The sequence below is a fragment of the Cytobacillus sp. FSL M8-0252 genome, assembly GCF_038007345.1.
Taxonomy (GTDB): Bacteria; Bacillota; Bacilli; order Bacillales; family Cytobacillaceae; genus Cytobacillus; species Cytobacillus kochii.
This window is the reverse complement of the sequence record NZ_JBBOWZ010000001.1, coordinates 4,668,170-4,682,540: the sequence shown is the minus strand read 5'-3', so window position 1 is coordinate 4,682,540 and position 14,371 is coordinate 4,668,170. Positions and strand designations below refer to the sequence as shown.

Below are 14,371 nucleotides of genomic sequence, written 5' to 3'. Positions count from 1 at the left end.
AAACTAATCTAAAGGAGACAGGAACATGAACCAAAAAATTAAAATGAAAGAATTTGTTAAGAAACTTGAACTGGGTTATATGAATGCAGCAGTACAATACAACAGCATGACAGGTGTAACTGAAACTGTATTTTTAATCAAAGATTATGAGTATAGGTTGAAACAGTTAACAAGAGATAACTTTGTTAACGTCAGGGGATGTTTGAAATACAACGAAAATGCTACAGGGTTTATTTACTTGGTGAAGTTTGGAAATTCAGCAAATAGAATCTATCACCATTGGTTTGATAAAACCATTCAGAAAAATGACTTGCTGTATCTACTAGATCAGGAAAAGGTGACCTATTGTTTAGTGAATGAAAAAAATCAGATAGTTGATTTTATAATCACGTCTAATTCAACAAAGGAAATTGTGTATCAGTATCTTACTGATAGTCAATCAGACTGGACAGTTAACCAGTTTAACCAGTTAATTTATGAGACTATGGATTACTACGGTTCAGTAAAAAAAATATGGAGTTATATCACAAAAAATGCTGCATCTTAAAATGGCGTTTTTAGAGCATATAGAAATAAATCTGAACTTCTGTTACGGCCATTATTTTTAATTTTTATTCAATACTTGATTCTTGAGAGGAGATTTTTTATGAAAAACACTACAGTAAATAAAGTTGGTTATATGGTTCATTTAAGTTCTGAAAGGGACGATAGCACAGACTTAAATTTAAAACATTTTGTACTAAAATCCTTATTAAAAAAAGTCAAAGGTATTGAAGTCGCTGAGTACCTTTCTTACAAAAGCAATCCATTAGTGGCTAAGTACTTTATTAACATACTAAGAAAGCAAAACATAAAAACGATTGCTGTACAGGACCGTTCCATATTTAAAAAAGATATTATCAACCTTTTCATTAATGAAGGCTTTCATTTTATTCTTATTGAAGTCACCACTAGCAAACGAAGATATCGAATTGAGGAGATTTCTAACGACAAATTGAAATCTGATTTACATAGTATAGCCAAATCCAGTAAGGCAGAGTGGGAAATTTTAAGTAATGATTTTAAAAAGGGACTAATTCAAAGTGAAAAGATTTCGAACTTTACTAATGATATTATAAATCATTTTGAGTCTACTACTGGTATTAACATATCGGCTTATTGATATAACCAAAACTACTTAAGGAGATGATACTTTTGGAAAACGTAACATTTTTCACATTATTGCCAGAGTCAATTAAAGGAAAGCGTATGGAAGCAGATAAGGAATTCTTAAAGTATTTGACAGTAGCATTTAATTTTGCAGATAAACATAACCTTAATCTCAAAAATGCATGTGGTATTTCCACGTTTGAGAATAGTAGTTTAGAAAAATACCTTTCTAATTTGAAGAGAAAATCAACTGTCTTAATAATATCACCGGCACTTGTTGCCAATCCTAAAGTTCTTAACGTCCTAATCGGAAAAGAGATAACTTTAAGAGTTATTGAGGGCGATTATTTAATCAAACCAACACTATTAAAAGAAATATGGTTAGAAGAAGCGAAAACTGCAACAACTAAATTTCCAAACGCGGTAGACTATTTAATTAAAACAGAGGTATTAACTGCAGAAGGAAAAATTAACGATTTGTAAGATCGACCTAAATAACAAATCAATAATTCATTTAAAAATATAGCAGGTAGCATTTTAGGAGGTGCATCGTTATGAGTTTACTTACGAAGTCAAAAAGTTTAATTTTACCTTCAACTGAAGAGATAAAAAAGCAACAACTTCTTGAAGTATTAGCCCAACTTGTAAAAACCTACGCTGAGACAAAGCGTGACTAAAACTAGTATCTGGTGGCTATATGCTGCGAGATCTCATATAGAATACAGGAGGATGATTAATTATGAATAAAACCGCTGCAATTTATGCACGTGTATCAACTGAAGAACAAACTAAAGGATTTTCACTTGATAGTCAGGTCGAACAATTAAAGATATATTTAGAAAGGAAGGGCTATACCGCCATAGAGGTATTTATTGATGACGGGTATTCTGGAAAGAACTTTGATCGCCCTAATATTCAAAGACTAATTAGAAACCTAGATAAATTCGACGCAATAGGAGTTTGGAAAGTTGACAGACTTTCCAGAAATAATGAACAAGTTTTGCATCTAATTACAAATTACTTAAGACCCGTTAATAAAAAGTTATTAGTTAGTACTTGTGATATAGATAGTTCCACTTCAAATGGTTACATGTTCATTTCGTTGTTAGGGACATTCGCAGAGTATGAAAGGACTCAGATAATAGAAAGAGTAAGTAGTGGTATGAAAAAAAGGGCAGAAAGTGGAAAATGGAACGGAGGAAAAATACTAGGATATGATTCAGTAAAAGGAAGGTTAGTTGAGAATGAAAATGAGAGTAATATAGTTAAGGAAATTTTTGAACTAAGAGCACTGGGAAATGGCTATAAAAGTATCGTTAACCACTTAAATACCAAGGGTTATGTAACTAAACAGGGGAAACATTTTGGGATAAACTCTGTAAAAACAATACTTGAAAATCCTACATACACTGGCTTTATTAGATGGGGAAAGCATAAACAGTGGAGTGAGAAACGGAGGGCAGGAAAGCAGTCTAATATCCAGTTAGTAAAAGGTGAACACTCTGCTATAATCGAGAGGGAATTATGGGAGAGAGTTCAGGAAGTTAACAATGAACAAAAGAAGTTTACTAGCACGAGTAACTTTGAAGGAGAATTTGTATTAGCAGGAATATTAAAATGTCCACAATGTGGAAAAGGTATGGTTATGTCAAAAACTAAAAAGCCTGATAAACAAAGTTATTATCTTTATTATCAGTGTCAAAACTTCCATCAAAGAGGTTTAGCAGCATGTAATTCAAACTTGGTGGTTAAGGATGAGATTGAAAAGAAAGTTCTACAGAAGGTTAAGAGCCTTATGCTTTCTCCTTCATTAGTTGAGGGACTATGCAATAATATAGATGAAGAAAAATCTGAAGTAATTAATGATCATAAAAGGGAGTTAGATATCCTAAAGCATGAATTTAAAGATAAAATGGAGGAAGAGGCAAGCCTTCTATTGAGGGCAAGAAAAGCGATAAAAGAAAAAAATGAAGAAGAAGAAAAGAATTATAATCTGATGTTGCGTCAGACAGTGAAGGAAAGAGAAGAACTTGAAAAAAGAATAGAAAGTTATGAAGTCTATATAAAAAATCATTCTACGGCTCTAAATATTAACAAAGACTTAGTATTAGAGGCATTAAAAGATTTTGATGAATTGTATGCAATAGCCGATAGTAAAACACGAAAAGTGCTTCTGCGTTCAATAATTAAGAAAATTGATTTAACAAAAGACAGAAAAGGGATTGATTCGATTACATTATGGTTCGAGGAAGGTGATACCCCACTTCCTCCACCACCTTCAATTTTTTTTGGTGACATTTTACCAGTGAATGAGGAACGGAGAACCGTATCATAAGTAAATGTGAGTATAAAAAGGAGCTATCTAAATCGTTGTTATAGCAACGTTCTAGGTAGCCTTTTATTTTATAGAAGAGAGCTTTTTTCCAATCATGATATTTCACCATTCTAATATTAAGCCACTCTCAAAACTAATGATAAACATAGGAACCATATAGTATTTATGAGAGCCTATTATCGTGGAAATAATTGAAAGTCCAATAAAAGAGCATAGTAAACAACAATTTATTTAATCTAGAAGTGAAGTATTGTTTGTTATTATTTATCTAAAACCTCCTAAGTTGTACCTAATATTTGAGAAAATAAAATTCATTTCACAAAATCATAGAAGGCACAGAACCGTATCATAAGTATGAACTGATAAAAATGAAGGGACCATAATTTAGTTTCCTATGTTTTCTAGTTTTTCAATAAGCTTTTGTAATTTTTCTTTTGCATGGTTTTTTAGTAAAAAGAAAAGTCTGTGATTGTTTCTCTAAATGAAACAAAGAAAATCTAATTCTGTATATCAAAGATCACCATTTAGTGGGAAAGGATTACGTGAATTGTATATTACAGTACTATCTAACTAATTTCGTAGTTTATAATAAATTAGAAGTAGAATGTATTTCAGGTTAATAAACATCAACTAATTTCGAAGCTAAACATAATATTATTCATTTATTCGGAGGTATTAAAATGGCGAAAGTTTTTTATGATAAAGTTGGCGATCGAGAGAAGGTGTATGCCGCTGCCGATATGTGGCGAGAGAAATGCGTTATTAATGATGGGTCATTATTATTTGATGACACATCTGTTTGGACGCTTGAAAATTTACAAGTACTGAAAAAGCGCTTTAATGATAATCCGCAATATGAAAATAAAACTACATTTGATAAAAAATTTGAGTTACAGCTAAAAGGGTCAACTGATGCAATTTATCAATTAGCGATGGAAGTAATTTATGTTTATTATTTATTTCCATATTATAAAACGATTAGCTACAAAACCAAGTTGAGTAAATTAAAGGACATTGCGAGCTGGAACAATATTTATTATGTAGATAAACATCCATTGTTAAACGCGCTTGAACTTGGGATTGGTGCAACCGGTACATACTATAACACAGCGAAGTTTGAAGAGCTTTCGTTCGTTATCCAATTTTCTATTAATATGAAACAGCGTACAAATGACGAACGACGAGCAATTATTCAAGACCCATGGAAGCTCAAAGAGATGATTGTGCAAACAAAAGAAATAATTGGGAAAAATGTACAGATGCAGCATATTTTTGCGCATTTATTAGCACCGGATTATTTTGAATGTATGGCTAGTTCAGGACATAAAAAAATGATAGTCGAAGCATTTAAAAACCGCATTCCATCTACACAGGAAAGAGATATTGATAAAAGGTTATATGAAATTCGCCAAGTGTTAGAAAAGGAAGAAAAAGGAGTTGTGAATTTTTATCACAATCCAGACTTGCTAGAAACATGGAACCCCACGTCTTCAAAAACAGTCGTAGAACCAACTCCGCCAGTAAAAGAACCATCGGCAGGTTATTCAATCAGTAAACCAATTGAAATTATGAGCTTAGGAAATTTAGTTTTTGAAAATGAAGATATTCTACAAAGTCAAATTCAAACCGCGTTAAATAGTGGAAAACATATTATTTTCACTGGACCTCCTGGCACTGGGAAATCGAAGCTTGCAAGTGATATATGTAAGCAGATAGGGGTAGCAAACAAGCTCGTTACAGCTACATCAAGCTGGACAACATACGACACAATTGGCGGGTACAAACCAACACAGGAGGGACAGCTGTTTTTCGATCCGGGTTTATTTTTACAATGCTTTAAAAATAAAAATGATGAAAACGTCAATGAATGGTTAATTATTGATGAGATTAATCGAGCAGATATTGATAAAGCATTTGGTCCGTTATTCTCTGTATTAACAGGAGATGAAACGGTACTACCGTATAAAGCACAAGACGGCTCCCAAATTGTATTGAAGCATCAAAATAAAGTGGTCAAGGATGTTCAGCCATCTGATTACATCGTTCCTAAAAATTGGCGTATTATTGGCACAATGAATACAATCGATAAATCATCATTGTTTGAAATGAGCTATGCATTTATGCGGAGATTTGCCTTTATTCCCGTGTCCGTACCGAAAATAATTACTGAATCGTTAATTAGTAGATATTTAGATGCGTGGTCTATCCAAGGCTACCAATATACGGATGAGTTAAGAAGATTATGGGAAATACTGAACCAATACCGAAAACTCGGTCCAGCTATTGTGTATGATATTGCGAAATACACGATTGAAAGCGACGGCGATTTTACATCCGCAATCATTTTATATGTATTACCTCAATTTGAAGGGGTAAGCGACTATAAAATTCAAACATTTATTCGTCAGCTCAATGAACAGATAGGGGATGTTGTCGCTATTAGTTTAATTAGCGATTTTATTGAAGATTTCTTTCAAATTGGTGTTGTAGATGAAGCATAGTTGGATGATTGAAGAAGTAGGAAGTTACTTATATGGCTATTTGAAGGATGGAACAGTTCAAATTGATTCTATTTTAAAACAAAATGGATCCATTGATCGACTTCAGGACTTATTAAAACTCCGACTAATGAAACATGAACGTACGATTGCTTTTATGAAGTCGCTTGGTAACGGGTTAACTTCAATTAAATCGAGCACAAAAGCAAATATTCAAGAAAGTTATTATGAAGTGCGTGGGGAAGTTAAATGGCAGGAAACGCTTCAAAAGCGCATGCAGTCAAATCCGAAAGACCGGTTTCATTTTACGATTCAAGAATCGGAACGAACGTTTAATACAGTGGAAAATGTAGTATTAAAGGAAGTACTTGGTAAGATTGATTCATATTGCTATGAAGATCGATTTTTAATGCAATTTAATTCCCGGTCATGGTATCAAGACATAATGGTTGTTCGAAAAAATGTGCGTATCGCCCTAGAACATAATATTTATGTTTCACGTATTGCAGAGCAGTCAGTAACAGATCGAATGATTGAAAAAGTAAAATTGCATCGTAAGCCAATTTATCGTGAAGCAGCATATATTTTAGAACGTATTCGAAAAATTGAAAAAGGTGATTATACTCAGCAGCAATTACTAGATGTGCTACATGAATTTTTCATTCTTCCAGCAAATGAAGACGTATTATTTGAACTATATTGGATTGTGCAAATTTTAAAGCAGCAAAGCAATGTAGTTTATTCCATTATGGACGGTGGGACAAAGGTAGCAAGCTGGGTAGATAGTGAATATGATGTTAGCTTATACCATAATAGTATTGGCTCAGGGCATGTAAATTTTATCATTCATCGTGATGAGCTTTTGAATAGCTCTAATGCTTATTTAAATCAAGAAGTGAAAGCTATTAACATTTACAACGCATTGGCAAAAAAGTTTTTTTCGGTAGAAAAGTCATCGATTTATTGGCGTGGTAGACCTGATATTTTAATTGAAAGAGTGCATCGAGGAACGAACAAGCTTTGTTCTATTATTATAGGGGAAATTAAAAATACAGAATCATTGGAATATGCATCAAAAGGCTTAAAGGAGCTAACGCAATATATGTCTTATGCAAAAAATAGTGCTAATGAGTATATAGCTGATACTGATATAGACATACAAGGAATATTATGTTTAGGTGAAATATCGCTAAATGAGTCATATATGGATAATGTACAAGTAGTTTCTTTACGAAATAAAGAAATGCTATTAAAAAATTCAATTATTTAAAATAAAACGGCACTTAGCCACATTACGCAAAACCGTGTCATAAACAATTAGTCTCCTTGTTAAAAAGCAATTCAATACCATTGGATTGAGTGTAAACAACAGCACAAATAATTATTTGTTACTTTAGAAGCTATTCACTCAATTGAATGGCTTTTTTATTATAGTATAATATATACAAATAATTGGATTGATCTGTAAACGGAGTGAAGAAATGATTGAGCAACTTATTATTGAACTATCAAAACGAATAAAATACATCAAACCCCCAAATATACAGAAAATTACAAAGGTAGACAATCAAGGAATACATATAGAAACAGAATCATCTAGGGATGAATACAATAGAGGTAAAAGGCATTCTCCGTATGTAGATATTGATTTTAATTTTATATTGAATGAGTGGAAATCATTTACTAAAGAAAGAACAACCACTGTCGATAAGTTAATGACAGAAAGTGAAAAAAGTACGTTCATTCTATCTTACTTCGCCCAACTACCTTTTGTTGAATTATTGACCCAAGGTGATAAAGCAACCATCAAGTTAAAGGAATTCAAGACAGATGAGTTGCCGAATGAGCAGTATGAAAAGGTAATCACCTTCTTAGATGAAGTGAAAATTGGAAAATACGACTCAGTAAGCAAGTCGAAGGTAATCTATATAGGGTTAAGTCAAGAGCCAGGCAGGATGCAAAATTATTAGGTTTGGTGAATGAATTTAATGAGATCAATCAAAGTCAGTTCGATGCTTATAAGGCAGCTGAAAATAAAGGTGATTTTGTAAAGAAGATCATTATGAATCAAGGGTATTTTAGAGCAGCCCTTATTTGCCTTGATTTATTAAGACATCTACCTAAAAGGGACAAAAGGCTGGCTCTTGAAGAACTTGGTATGCTAATTGTGCGGAATTCTAGGGGTGAAAACCTAATGGTAGAGTCGGTAGCTAAAGAGAGAACGCACAATTTATTAATATGGTTACAAAGTACAACTTTAATTGATAAAGAGTGGAATCCAACAGAGCCTTATTTTGACACTTTAAATAAAAAGGAGCAGATCATGTCTCAAAATATACGAGAGAAATTAATCAGGATTGCGAATCAATATTTAGCTGCAAAGAGGGAAGCTTTCGGGGGGCACCAATTGGGACCCTTTGTTCGAAGTGAGGTGACCGCGGCTATACATAACCTTCCTTTTATTGACCCTTCCGAATATGTTGTGACTGGATCGGTGGGGCAAGGGAACTGGGCGTCTGTTCCTTGGATTGCGATCATGAATCGCAAAATTACTGTTTCGACGCAGAGGGGTTATTATATTGTCTATTTGTTCAGTGAGGATATGGAAAGTATCTATCTTACATTGGCCCAGGGGATAACGGAAACTTCTAAGGATGAGATGCTGAGAATTAAAGCTGAGATGAGGGGGTCTATACCCGCAAATAGCAAGGTTAAGATAGATGATCATATTAATCTGGGAGAGAGTAAGAAGGCAAAGGGCTATGCGCTATCTACTGCGGCATATATTCGTTATGATGTGGATCAGATGCCAGGAGAAAATGTGATTTTAGATGATTTAAGAAGCATGATCAAAATATATGAGAATTATATCTCGCTGAATGATCGTACTATTTATGATAACTCTTTAAACAATAGTGATGAGGAGATAATCAGGGAGAAAAGCTATGAGTTTTTGCCCACAAAGGATTTAATTAATCACGTCTATTCTTACATACAAAGCAAAGGGTTTTATTATCCAAAAGAGGAAGTCATCAACTTATATCTTTCTTTGAAAACCAAGCCGTTTGTGATCCTTTCCGGTATTTCTGGAACGGGGAAAACCAAGATGGTGCAATGGTTTGCTGAGAGTGTCGGTGCGAATGAGAAAAACGGCCAGTTTACATTGATTCCTGTGCGGCCTGACTGGAGCGATGGTTCGGATTTATTAGGTTATGTAGATATTAAGGGAGATTTTAAAGAAGGTCCTTTAACAAAAGCCATTAAAGCAGCACATAAGCATCCAGATCTGCCTTATTTTGTTCTTTTAGATGAAATGAATTTGGCACGGGTTGAATATTATTTCAGTGATATTCTCAGTGTCATGGAGAGTCGTCGGTTGGAGGATGGGAAGGTGGTTACATCTGCTTTATTATCGGAAGAGGTTGCGAATGAGGTGATCACACTGCCTAATAATCTATTTGTGATTGGCACAGTAAATATGGATGAAACGACACATCCGTTTAGTAAAAAGGTGTTGGACCGTGCGAATACAATCGAGTTTAATCGTGTGGAGTTGGATCATTTATCTTTTCTTCAAGACCTTGAAGAAGCTGAGCCTGTGGTGATAGGGCAGAATCAACTGGCTTCAGAGTATTTACATCTGAAGGATCTTTATAAGGAAGATACGGAAATGATCGAAAAGGCAACAGCTGAGCTCGTGAGAATTAATCAGTCTCTCCAGCTAATTAATGCCCATATAGGTTACCGGGTGAGGGATGAAATTTCTTTCTATCTTGCCTATAACAAGGAAGGAGGATTATTGACCTTTGAGGAAGCATTTGATCATTGTATCCTTCAGAAGATCCTGCCTCGTTTATCCGGAAGTGACGCTAGAATTGATCAACTCCTAAGGGAATTGTATCAACTATTCACGAATACGGCGTATCAGGACGATGAGAATGCGTCGTTCGATGTAGAGAGTGTGCTGTACCCTAGGAGCGTCAGGAAAGTGGTTGAGATGCTGAGGAGGTTACAAGAAGATGGCTTTACATCCTTCTGGGTATCATGATGATGTTGAACTGGTGAAGATCGAAACGGAGGATATGTCTCTTGTGGTGAAAGGTAAGCCGTATCACGAGCGATATGAAGGATTGAAACAATACCGGGCAATGGATCGGCATGATGTCATGCAGTTTTCTGTTCATGGAGAAAAAGTAAGTCAGGTATTGATTTATAATATTGAAACACAATTGCTTAAGGAATCCTCTCAATTACGGCCAATTTTTTTCGAGAATGGTGTGTATCAAGTCATTGTCGTGCCGAAGACAAATAGAGAATTATCTTTTTACCATGAACATCCGGGCTTAAGACAAGCCGTCGCTAAGGTAGAGATAGCCAATACATATATGTTGATGGGTAACTTACGATTCCAGAATGAAGTCGGGTTAACCACTTTTGAAATTAGGGACGGTAGTCAAAAACTGTTAGATGTGACGTTAGAAGTGTTTCCAGCAAAGCTTGATTATCGAAATGATTATAAAAAGCTTCTGGAAGAGGTGAACGATGAAATTTATAATCTCGCCTTCCATTTTATTCGCAAAACCTATTTAGGGGCTAGATTGAAACTCGAAGGCAAGCCTTCAAGAAGTGAATTTTACCGTCTCATTAGTAAGCATTTTGATCAGTTCATTCAAGCCGTTAACCAAATTGAACGGCAGCCACATCATCTTTTACATAAGACCTATGAAAAGGTAAGAGGAGATCAATTAAATAAATTAGACACGAGAAGTCGAACCTATTTGCAGAAAAGGCCGCATTTGTTTACGGAGGTTAACAAGGGCATCTCAATTCAGAACAACCATAAAACATTTATGCCTATCGAAGGTCTCCGGATGAAAAAAGAACTTACCTATGATACGTTGGAAAATCGATATGTGAAATGGATGATGCAACGGGTATCTCATAAGCTCTATGATTTACTGGAGACATTAAGACATAAAGGCATGAGATGGGAAGTCGAAGTGGATACGGACCTTTTAGACAAGTTGATTGAGATGATTAAGCAATTAGAAGCGAAGCAAAAAAGCCCCTTTTGGAAAGGCATCAAAAAACTAGATCGCTCTATTCATAGTTTAGTGCTGCAGATGGCACCAGGCTATCGAGAAGCATTTCAAATTTATTTGACAGTGTCGAAAGGGTTGATGTTACAAGGAAAGCTGTATCAAATGTCGGTGAAAGATGTAGCTACACTCTATGAATATTGGACATTTTTGAAGCTTGGGCAAATCCTTGATAAGAAGTATCTACTGATCAGTCAAGATATCATCCAGGTCAACAGGGACGAGTTGTTTGTAAACCTGCAAACGAATCGGTCGGCTATGCGAAAATACAAACACCCTTATACGAAAGAGGAGATTATTCTAACATACCAAAAGTACGAAAGCGGTTTGCCTACCATCTCTCAAAAGCCAGATACGATGCTTAGCATTGCGAAGAAAGGCAAGGATTTTACCTATAACTATGTATTCGATGCCAAATATCGTATCGATTACGCCCAAGAAGGCAGTTATTATCAAAATCGATATAAGCACCCCGGGCCACTTGAGGATGATATAAACACAATGCACCGTTATCGAGATTCGATTGTAGCCTATAATGAGGGGCCGTATGAACGAACAGCCTTTGGCGCCTACGTCCTTTTTCCGTGGTCCTTTGAAGAGTTGTACCAAAATCATCACTTCTATAAGAGCATTGATAAGGTCAATATTGGTGGCTTGCCATTTCTCCCTAATGCAACAGGCTTAGTCGAAAAATTTGTAGAGAGACTGATCGAAAAAAGCCCTGAAGAAATCCAACATGAAGGCATCTTACCAAGAGGGTCATTAGAAGAATGGCATTCCAATTTGGAAGAGAAAGTGCTTGTTGGCCTTGTGAAAGATCGAGAAGAGTATATTCAATCTAAACAGACAGGCAGCTATCGTATTCCTATCACTAAGCTTAAATCAGGCTGGCAAGAGACAAAGTATATCGCTCTTTACGTAAAAAAAGGTGTTTTAGAACAAAATGGAGTCATCTGCTATGGCAGGGCCAAAGAAATAAGACCTGAAAAAGTAGGCAGCGAAGAATACATGCAATTTGAAGTGGACCATTGGATCAACTGCAACCCAATCATTAAACCTGTAGGCTACGGTGTGTCTGTCTATATGCAGACCACATTAAATCATTTGAAAGAGTCGACAGAGCTCCCAGAACTATTTATGAGATCGAAAGAAGAAAAAACGCTCTGGAGAATGCTAAGAAGGGTCTCCGATAAAATATCTATTGAACTGGACTCAGTAGAAATCGATATAGCAACTAAGGTAGAAGAATACAGGATTAAGAATGTTTTAATCAAAATCAATAAAGACAAAAGGGAAGTGTCTCTGATAGGGAGCGAGGCTCAGAAAACAGTTAGTCTAGATACTTTGCAAAGGAATCCTCCTTTTGTTTTTAGGGAGTTGGTTGGTTTGTTAGGGAGGGGATCATAAACACACCAATCAAACTCTGTTTCAACATGAAATGGAAGGGAAGTGAGAAGAAGCATTCCCACTATTAGTAGGAAACTTCTTCTCTTTTTTTGCACTTCTAATGGATTGTCAGGTTTATCTCCAAAACGAAATTTTGTCAGTACTTAATCGAATGGATTCGTATCCAGCTAATTTGGCTTTACCAATTGAAAGAATCATTACGGGAGTATATCGTTCTTCATCCAATTCAAAAGTTTTTGCTAGCTGATCTGCTTCAAATCCCGCCATTGGATTTGTATCATATCCGTGCGCACGAGCTACTAACATTAATTGCATTGCAAAGAGACTACTATCTATTTTTGCAATTTCAACTTTCATTTCTTTTGATAGTGTTGGATAGATTGATAGAATGGTCTCGAGTTGGCTATTTCTCACTTCAGGCGGCATTTTCCCTTGTTCTACAGCTGTATTAAATATTTCTTCTGCATACAAATAGCTTTTTGTATCACCAAAAATTAATAACATGGCAGAAGAAGTATCATTTTGTAATGTATTGAAACGTACAAGAGGTTTAAGTTTTTCTTTTCCGTCGGGAGTATCTACAACAACTACACGCCAAGATTGCATATTTGCAGAGGATGGCGCCAAACTAGCTTCCGCAATAATCTCTCTTAACTCTTCTTGCGATATTTTAAAATCTTCATCATAATGACGAACAGAACGCCTTCCTTTGACTATATCGACGAAATCGTTATTCAGAATATGGTTGAACATAAAATCGCTCCTTTTGATAACTTTAGATTATTTTGACATTTTATATGCCATTGGTTATCATAAGCACATTATGAACTATGAACCTAGGTTTATAGCAATAAAAAAAGAGGTCATATGATGAAAATAAATGAAGTTTCGAAATTAACGGATTTACCCATATCCACATTAAGATTCTATGAACGCAAAAATCTAATTCCTGACTGTTATATTGAACGAGATGTAAATAATTATCGCGTATATGCTGAAGAAATTGTGGAGTACCTAGAGGATGTAAAAGCACTTCTATGCGCAGATTTTTCAATAGAAGAGATAAGTATGATGGTCAATCAACAAATGAACTTATCATACGATGAAAAGAAAACAATCGTTGAACAAAAAATCAAAGAAATAGATGATATCAGGAAACAATTAACCAAATCAAAAAAGTTTTTGCAGGATATTTTGGAAGGGAAAGCAGCGTTTCAGACGAAATGTTGAGAAAATTATTTTTTCTCAACAATTAATAGGCACCGCAAAATGGAAGACCAAGATAAACTGTTACAGTTAAAAAATACTGATGATAAATTTGTAGATAGATTGCATTATAATTGGTATGTAAAAACTAATTACCTTTAAAGATATCTTTCTTTTGTTTTTAGAAAATTGATTGTTTTATTATGCATAAGCGAAGAATTTGAGGAGAAAGGCTAGTTGGTGATGACGAATCACTGCAAACATTATAGAAAAGAAGAGGGTCCTTTAATATAATACTTCATCAGTTTATTTAAAGATCCCCCTTCATCTCAATAGGAATATGAGGGAGAATGGGATAACAGTAGATGTCATCACTTATTCACAGGATACTTCTTCCCGTTCTTCACAATCTTATCCTCTATAATCTCTTTTACATCTAAGTTTAAGTCAGAACATAACATTAAGGAGTAAATTAGAACATCTGCGATTTCCTCGCGAATATTTTCTCCATTTTCTTTGAGTGCTTTTTCGCTGCTTTTCCATTGGAAATCTTCTAGTAGTTCAGCTGCTTCGATAGAAATTGAGATGGCAAGGTCCTTTGGGTTGTGATATTGTCTCCAGTTCCTTTCATCTCTAAAATCGTTAATGGTGTTGATTAAGTTCTTAATATCGCTCAT

At 34.9% G+C, this 14,371-nt stretch carries 11 protein-coding genes and 1 pseudogene; 10 read left to right on the top strand and 2 right to left on the bottom strand.

Annotated elements, in window-relative coordinates; genetic code table 11:
- The first annotated feature begins 25 nt into the window (after window positions 1-25).
- The 9 genes and pseudogenes from MKX83_RS23645 to MKX83_RS23605 all read left to right on the top strand — a co-directional run bounded on the left by MKX83_RS23645 (window position 26) and on the right by MKX83_RS23605 (window position 12,488).
- Entirely contained in the window at window positions 26-547 is a 522-nt protein-coding gene (locus MKX83_RS23645) for a hypothetical protein (RefSeq protein WP_341058418.1), read from the top strand.
- A 99-nt stretch (window positions 548-646) separates the two neighbouring features.
- A complete protein-coding gene (locus tag MKX83_RS23640; RefSeq protein ID WP_341058416.1) occupies window positions 647-1,162 on the top strand; it encodes a hypothetical protein in 516 nt (171 codons plus the stop codon).
- Between the two features lie 32 nt (window positions 1,163-1,194).
- Complete coding sequence (locus MKX83_RS23635; RefSeq protein WP_341058415.1) at window positions 1,195-1,632, top strand: hypothetical protein; 438 nt, start codon at window positions 1,195-1,197, stop codon at window positions 1,630-1,632.
- Between the two features lie 71 nt (window positions 1,633-1,703).
- Window positions 1,704-1,826, top strand: a complete 123-nt coding sequence (locus MKX83_RS23630) for a hypothetical protein (protein WP_341058413.1) — start codon at window positions 1,704-1,706, stop codon at window positions 1,824-1,826.
- Window positions 1,827-1,888: 62 nt separating this feature from the next.
- The gene (locus MKX83_RS23625; protein ID WP_341058408.1) at window positions 1,889-3,484 is read left to right on the top strand and encodes a recombinase family protein; all 1,596 of its coding nucleotides are present in this window, start codon (window positions 1,889-1,891) and stop codon (window positions 3,482-3,484) included.
- Window positions 3,485-4,164: 680 nt separating this feature from the next.
- On the top strand, window positions 4,165-5,985 hold the full coding sequence (locus tag MKX83_RS23620) for a MoxR family ATPase (protein WP_341058405.1): 1,821 nt from the start codon (window positions 4,165-4,167) through the stop codon (window positions 5,983-5,985).
- Window positions 5,975-7,252: a hypothetical protein gene (locus tag MKX83_RS23615; RefSeq protein WP_341052648.1), complete on the top strand. Its 1,278-nt coding sequence runs from the start codon at window positions 5,975-5,977 to the stop codon at window positions 7,250-7,252. The genes MKX83_RS23620 and MKX83_RS23615 overlap by 11 nt, the downstream gene beginning before the upstream one ends.
- Before the next feature lie 211 nt (window positions 7,253-7,463).
- A pseudogene (locus MKX83_RS23610) lies at window positions 7,464-10,030 on the top strand (MrcB family domain-containing protein).
- Window positions 10,002-12,488: a restriction endonuclease-like protein gene (locus tag MKX83_RS23605; RefSeq protein ID WP_341058400.1), complete on the top strand. Its 2,487-nt coding sequence runs from the start codon at window positions 10,002-10,004 to the stop codon at window positions 12,486-12,488. The pseudogene MKX83_RS23610 and the gene MKX83_RS23605 overlap by 29 nt, the downstream one beginning before the upstream one ends.
- Before the next feature lie 114 nt (window positions 12,489-12,602).
- On the opposite strand, the gene MKX83_RS23600 is transcribed toward MKX83_RS23605, so the two are convergent.
- Complete coding sequence (locus MKX83_RS23600; RefSeq protein WP_341058398.1) at window positions 12,603-13,241, bottom strand: nitroreductase family protein; 639 nt, start codon at window positions 13,239-13,241, stop codon at window positions 12,603-12,605.
- A gap of 117 nt (window positions 13,242-13,358) precedes the next feature.
- Between MKX83_RS23600 and MKX83_RS23595 the strand changes: the two genes are divergently transcribed.
- Window positions 13,359-13,718: a MerR family transcriptional regulator gene (locus tag MKX83_RS23595; RefSeq protein WP_095371373.1), complete on the top strand. Its 360-nt coding sequence runs from the start codon at window positions 13,359-13,361 to the stop codon at window positions 13,716-13,718.
- A 347-nt stretch (window positions 13,719-14,065) separates the two neighbouring features.
- Here MKX83_RS23595 and MKX83_RS23590 read toward each other — a convergent pair whose 3' ends face one another.
- Window positions 14,066-14,371: a nucleotide pyrophosphohydrolase gene (locus MKX83_RS23590; RefSeq protein ID WP_095371374.1), complete on the bottom strand. Its 306-nt coding sequence runs from the start codon at window positions 14,369-14,371 to the stop codon at window positions 14,066-14,068.

Excerpts from the sequence above, each read along its gene's own strand:
- MKX83_RS23595 (WP_095371373.1), top strand. The coding sequence starts at position 13,359 with ATGAAAATAAATGAAGTTTCGAAATTAACGGATTTACCCATATCCACA.
- MKX83_RS23605 (WP_341058400.1), top strand. The coding sequence starts at position 10,002 with ATGGCTTTACATCCTTCTGGGTATCATGATGATGTTGAACTGGTGAAG.
- MKX83_RS23615 (WP_341052648.1), top strand. The coding sequence starts at position 5,975 with ATGAAGCATAGTTGGATGATTGAAGAAGTAGGAAGTTACTTATATGGC.
- MKX83_RS23600 (WP_341058398.1), bottom strand. The coding sequence starts at position 13,241 with ATGTTCAACCATATTCTGAATAACGATTTCGTCGATATAGTCAAAGGA.
- MKX83_RS23590 (WP_095371374.1), bottom strand. The coding sequence starts at position 14,371 with ATGAGCGATATTAAGAACTTAATCAACACCATTAACGATTTTAGAGAT.
- MKX83_RS23645 (WP_341058418.1), top strand. The coding sequence starts at position 26 with ATGAACCAAAAAATTAAAATGAAAGAATTTGTTAAGAAACTTGAACTG.
- MKX83_RS23630 (WP_341058413.1), top strand. The coding sequence starts at position 1,704 with ATGAGTTTACTTACGAAGTCAAAAAGTTTAATTTTACCTTCAACTGAA.
- MKX83_RS23625 (WP_341058408.1), top strand. The coding sequence starts at position 1,889 with ATGAATAAAACCGCTGCAATTTATGCACGTGTATCAACTGAAGAACAA.
- MKX83_RS23620 (WP_341058405.1), top strand. The coding sequence starts at position 4,165 with ATGGCGAAAGTTTTTTATGATAAAGTTGGCGATCGAGAGAAGGTGTAT.
- MKX83_RS23640 (WP_341058416.1), top strand. The coding sequence starts at position 647 with ATGAAAAACACTACAGTAAATAAAGTTGGTTATATGGTTCATTTAAGT.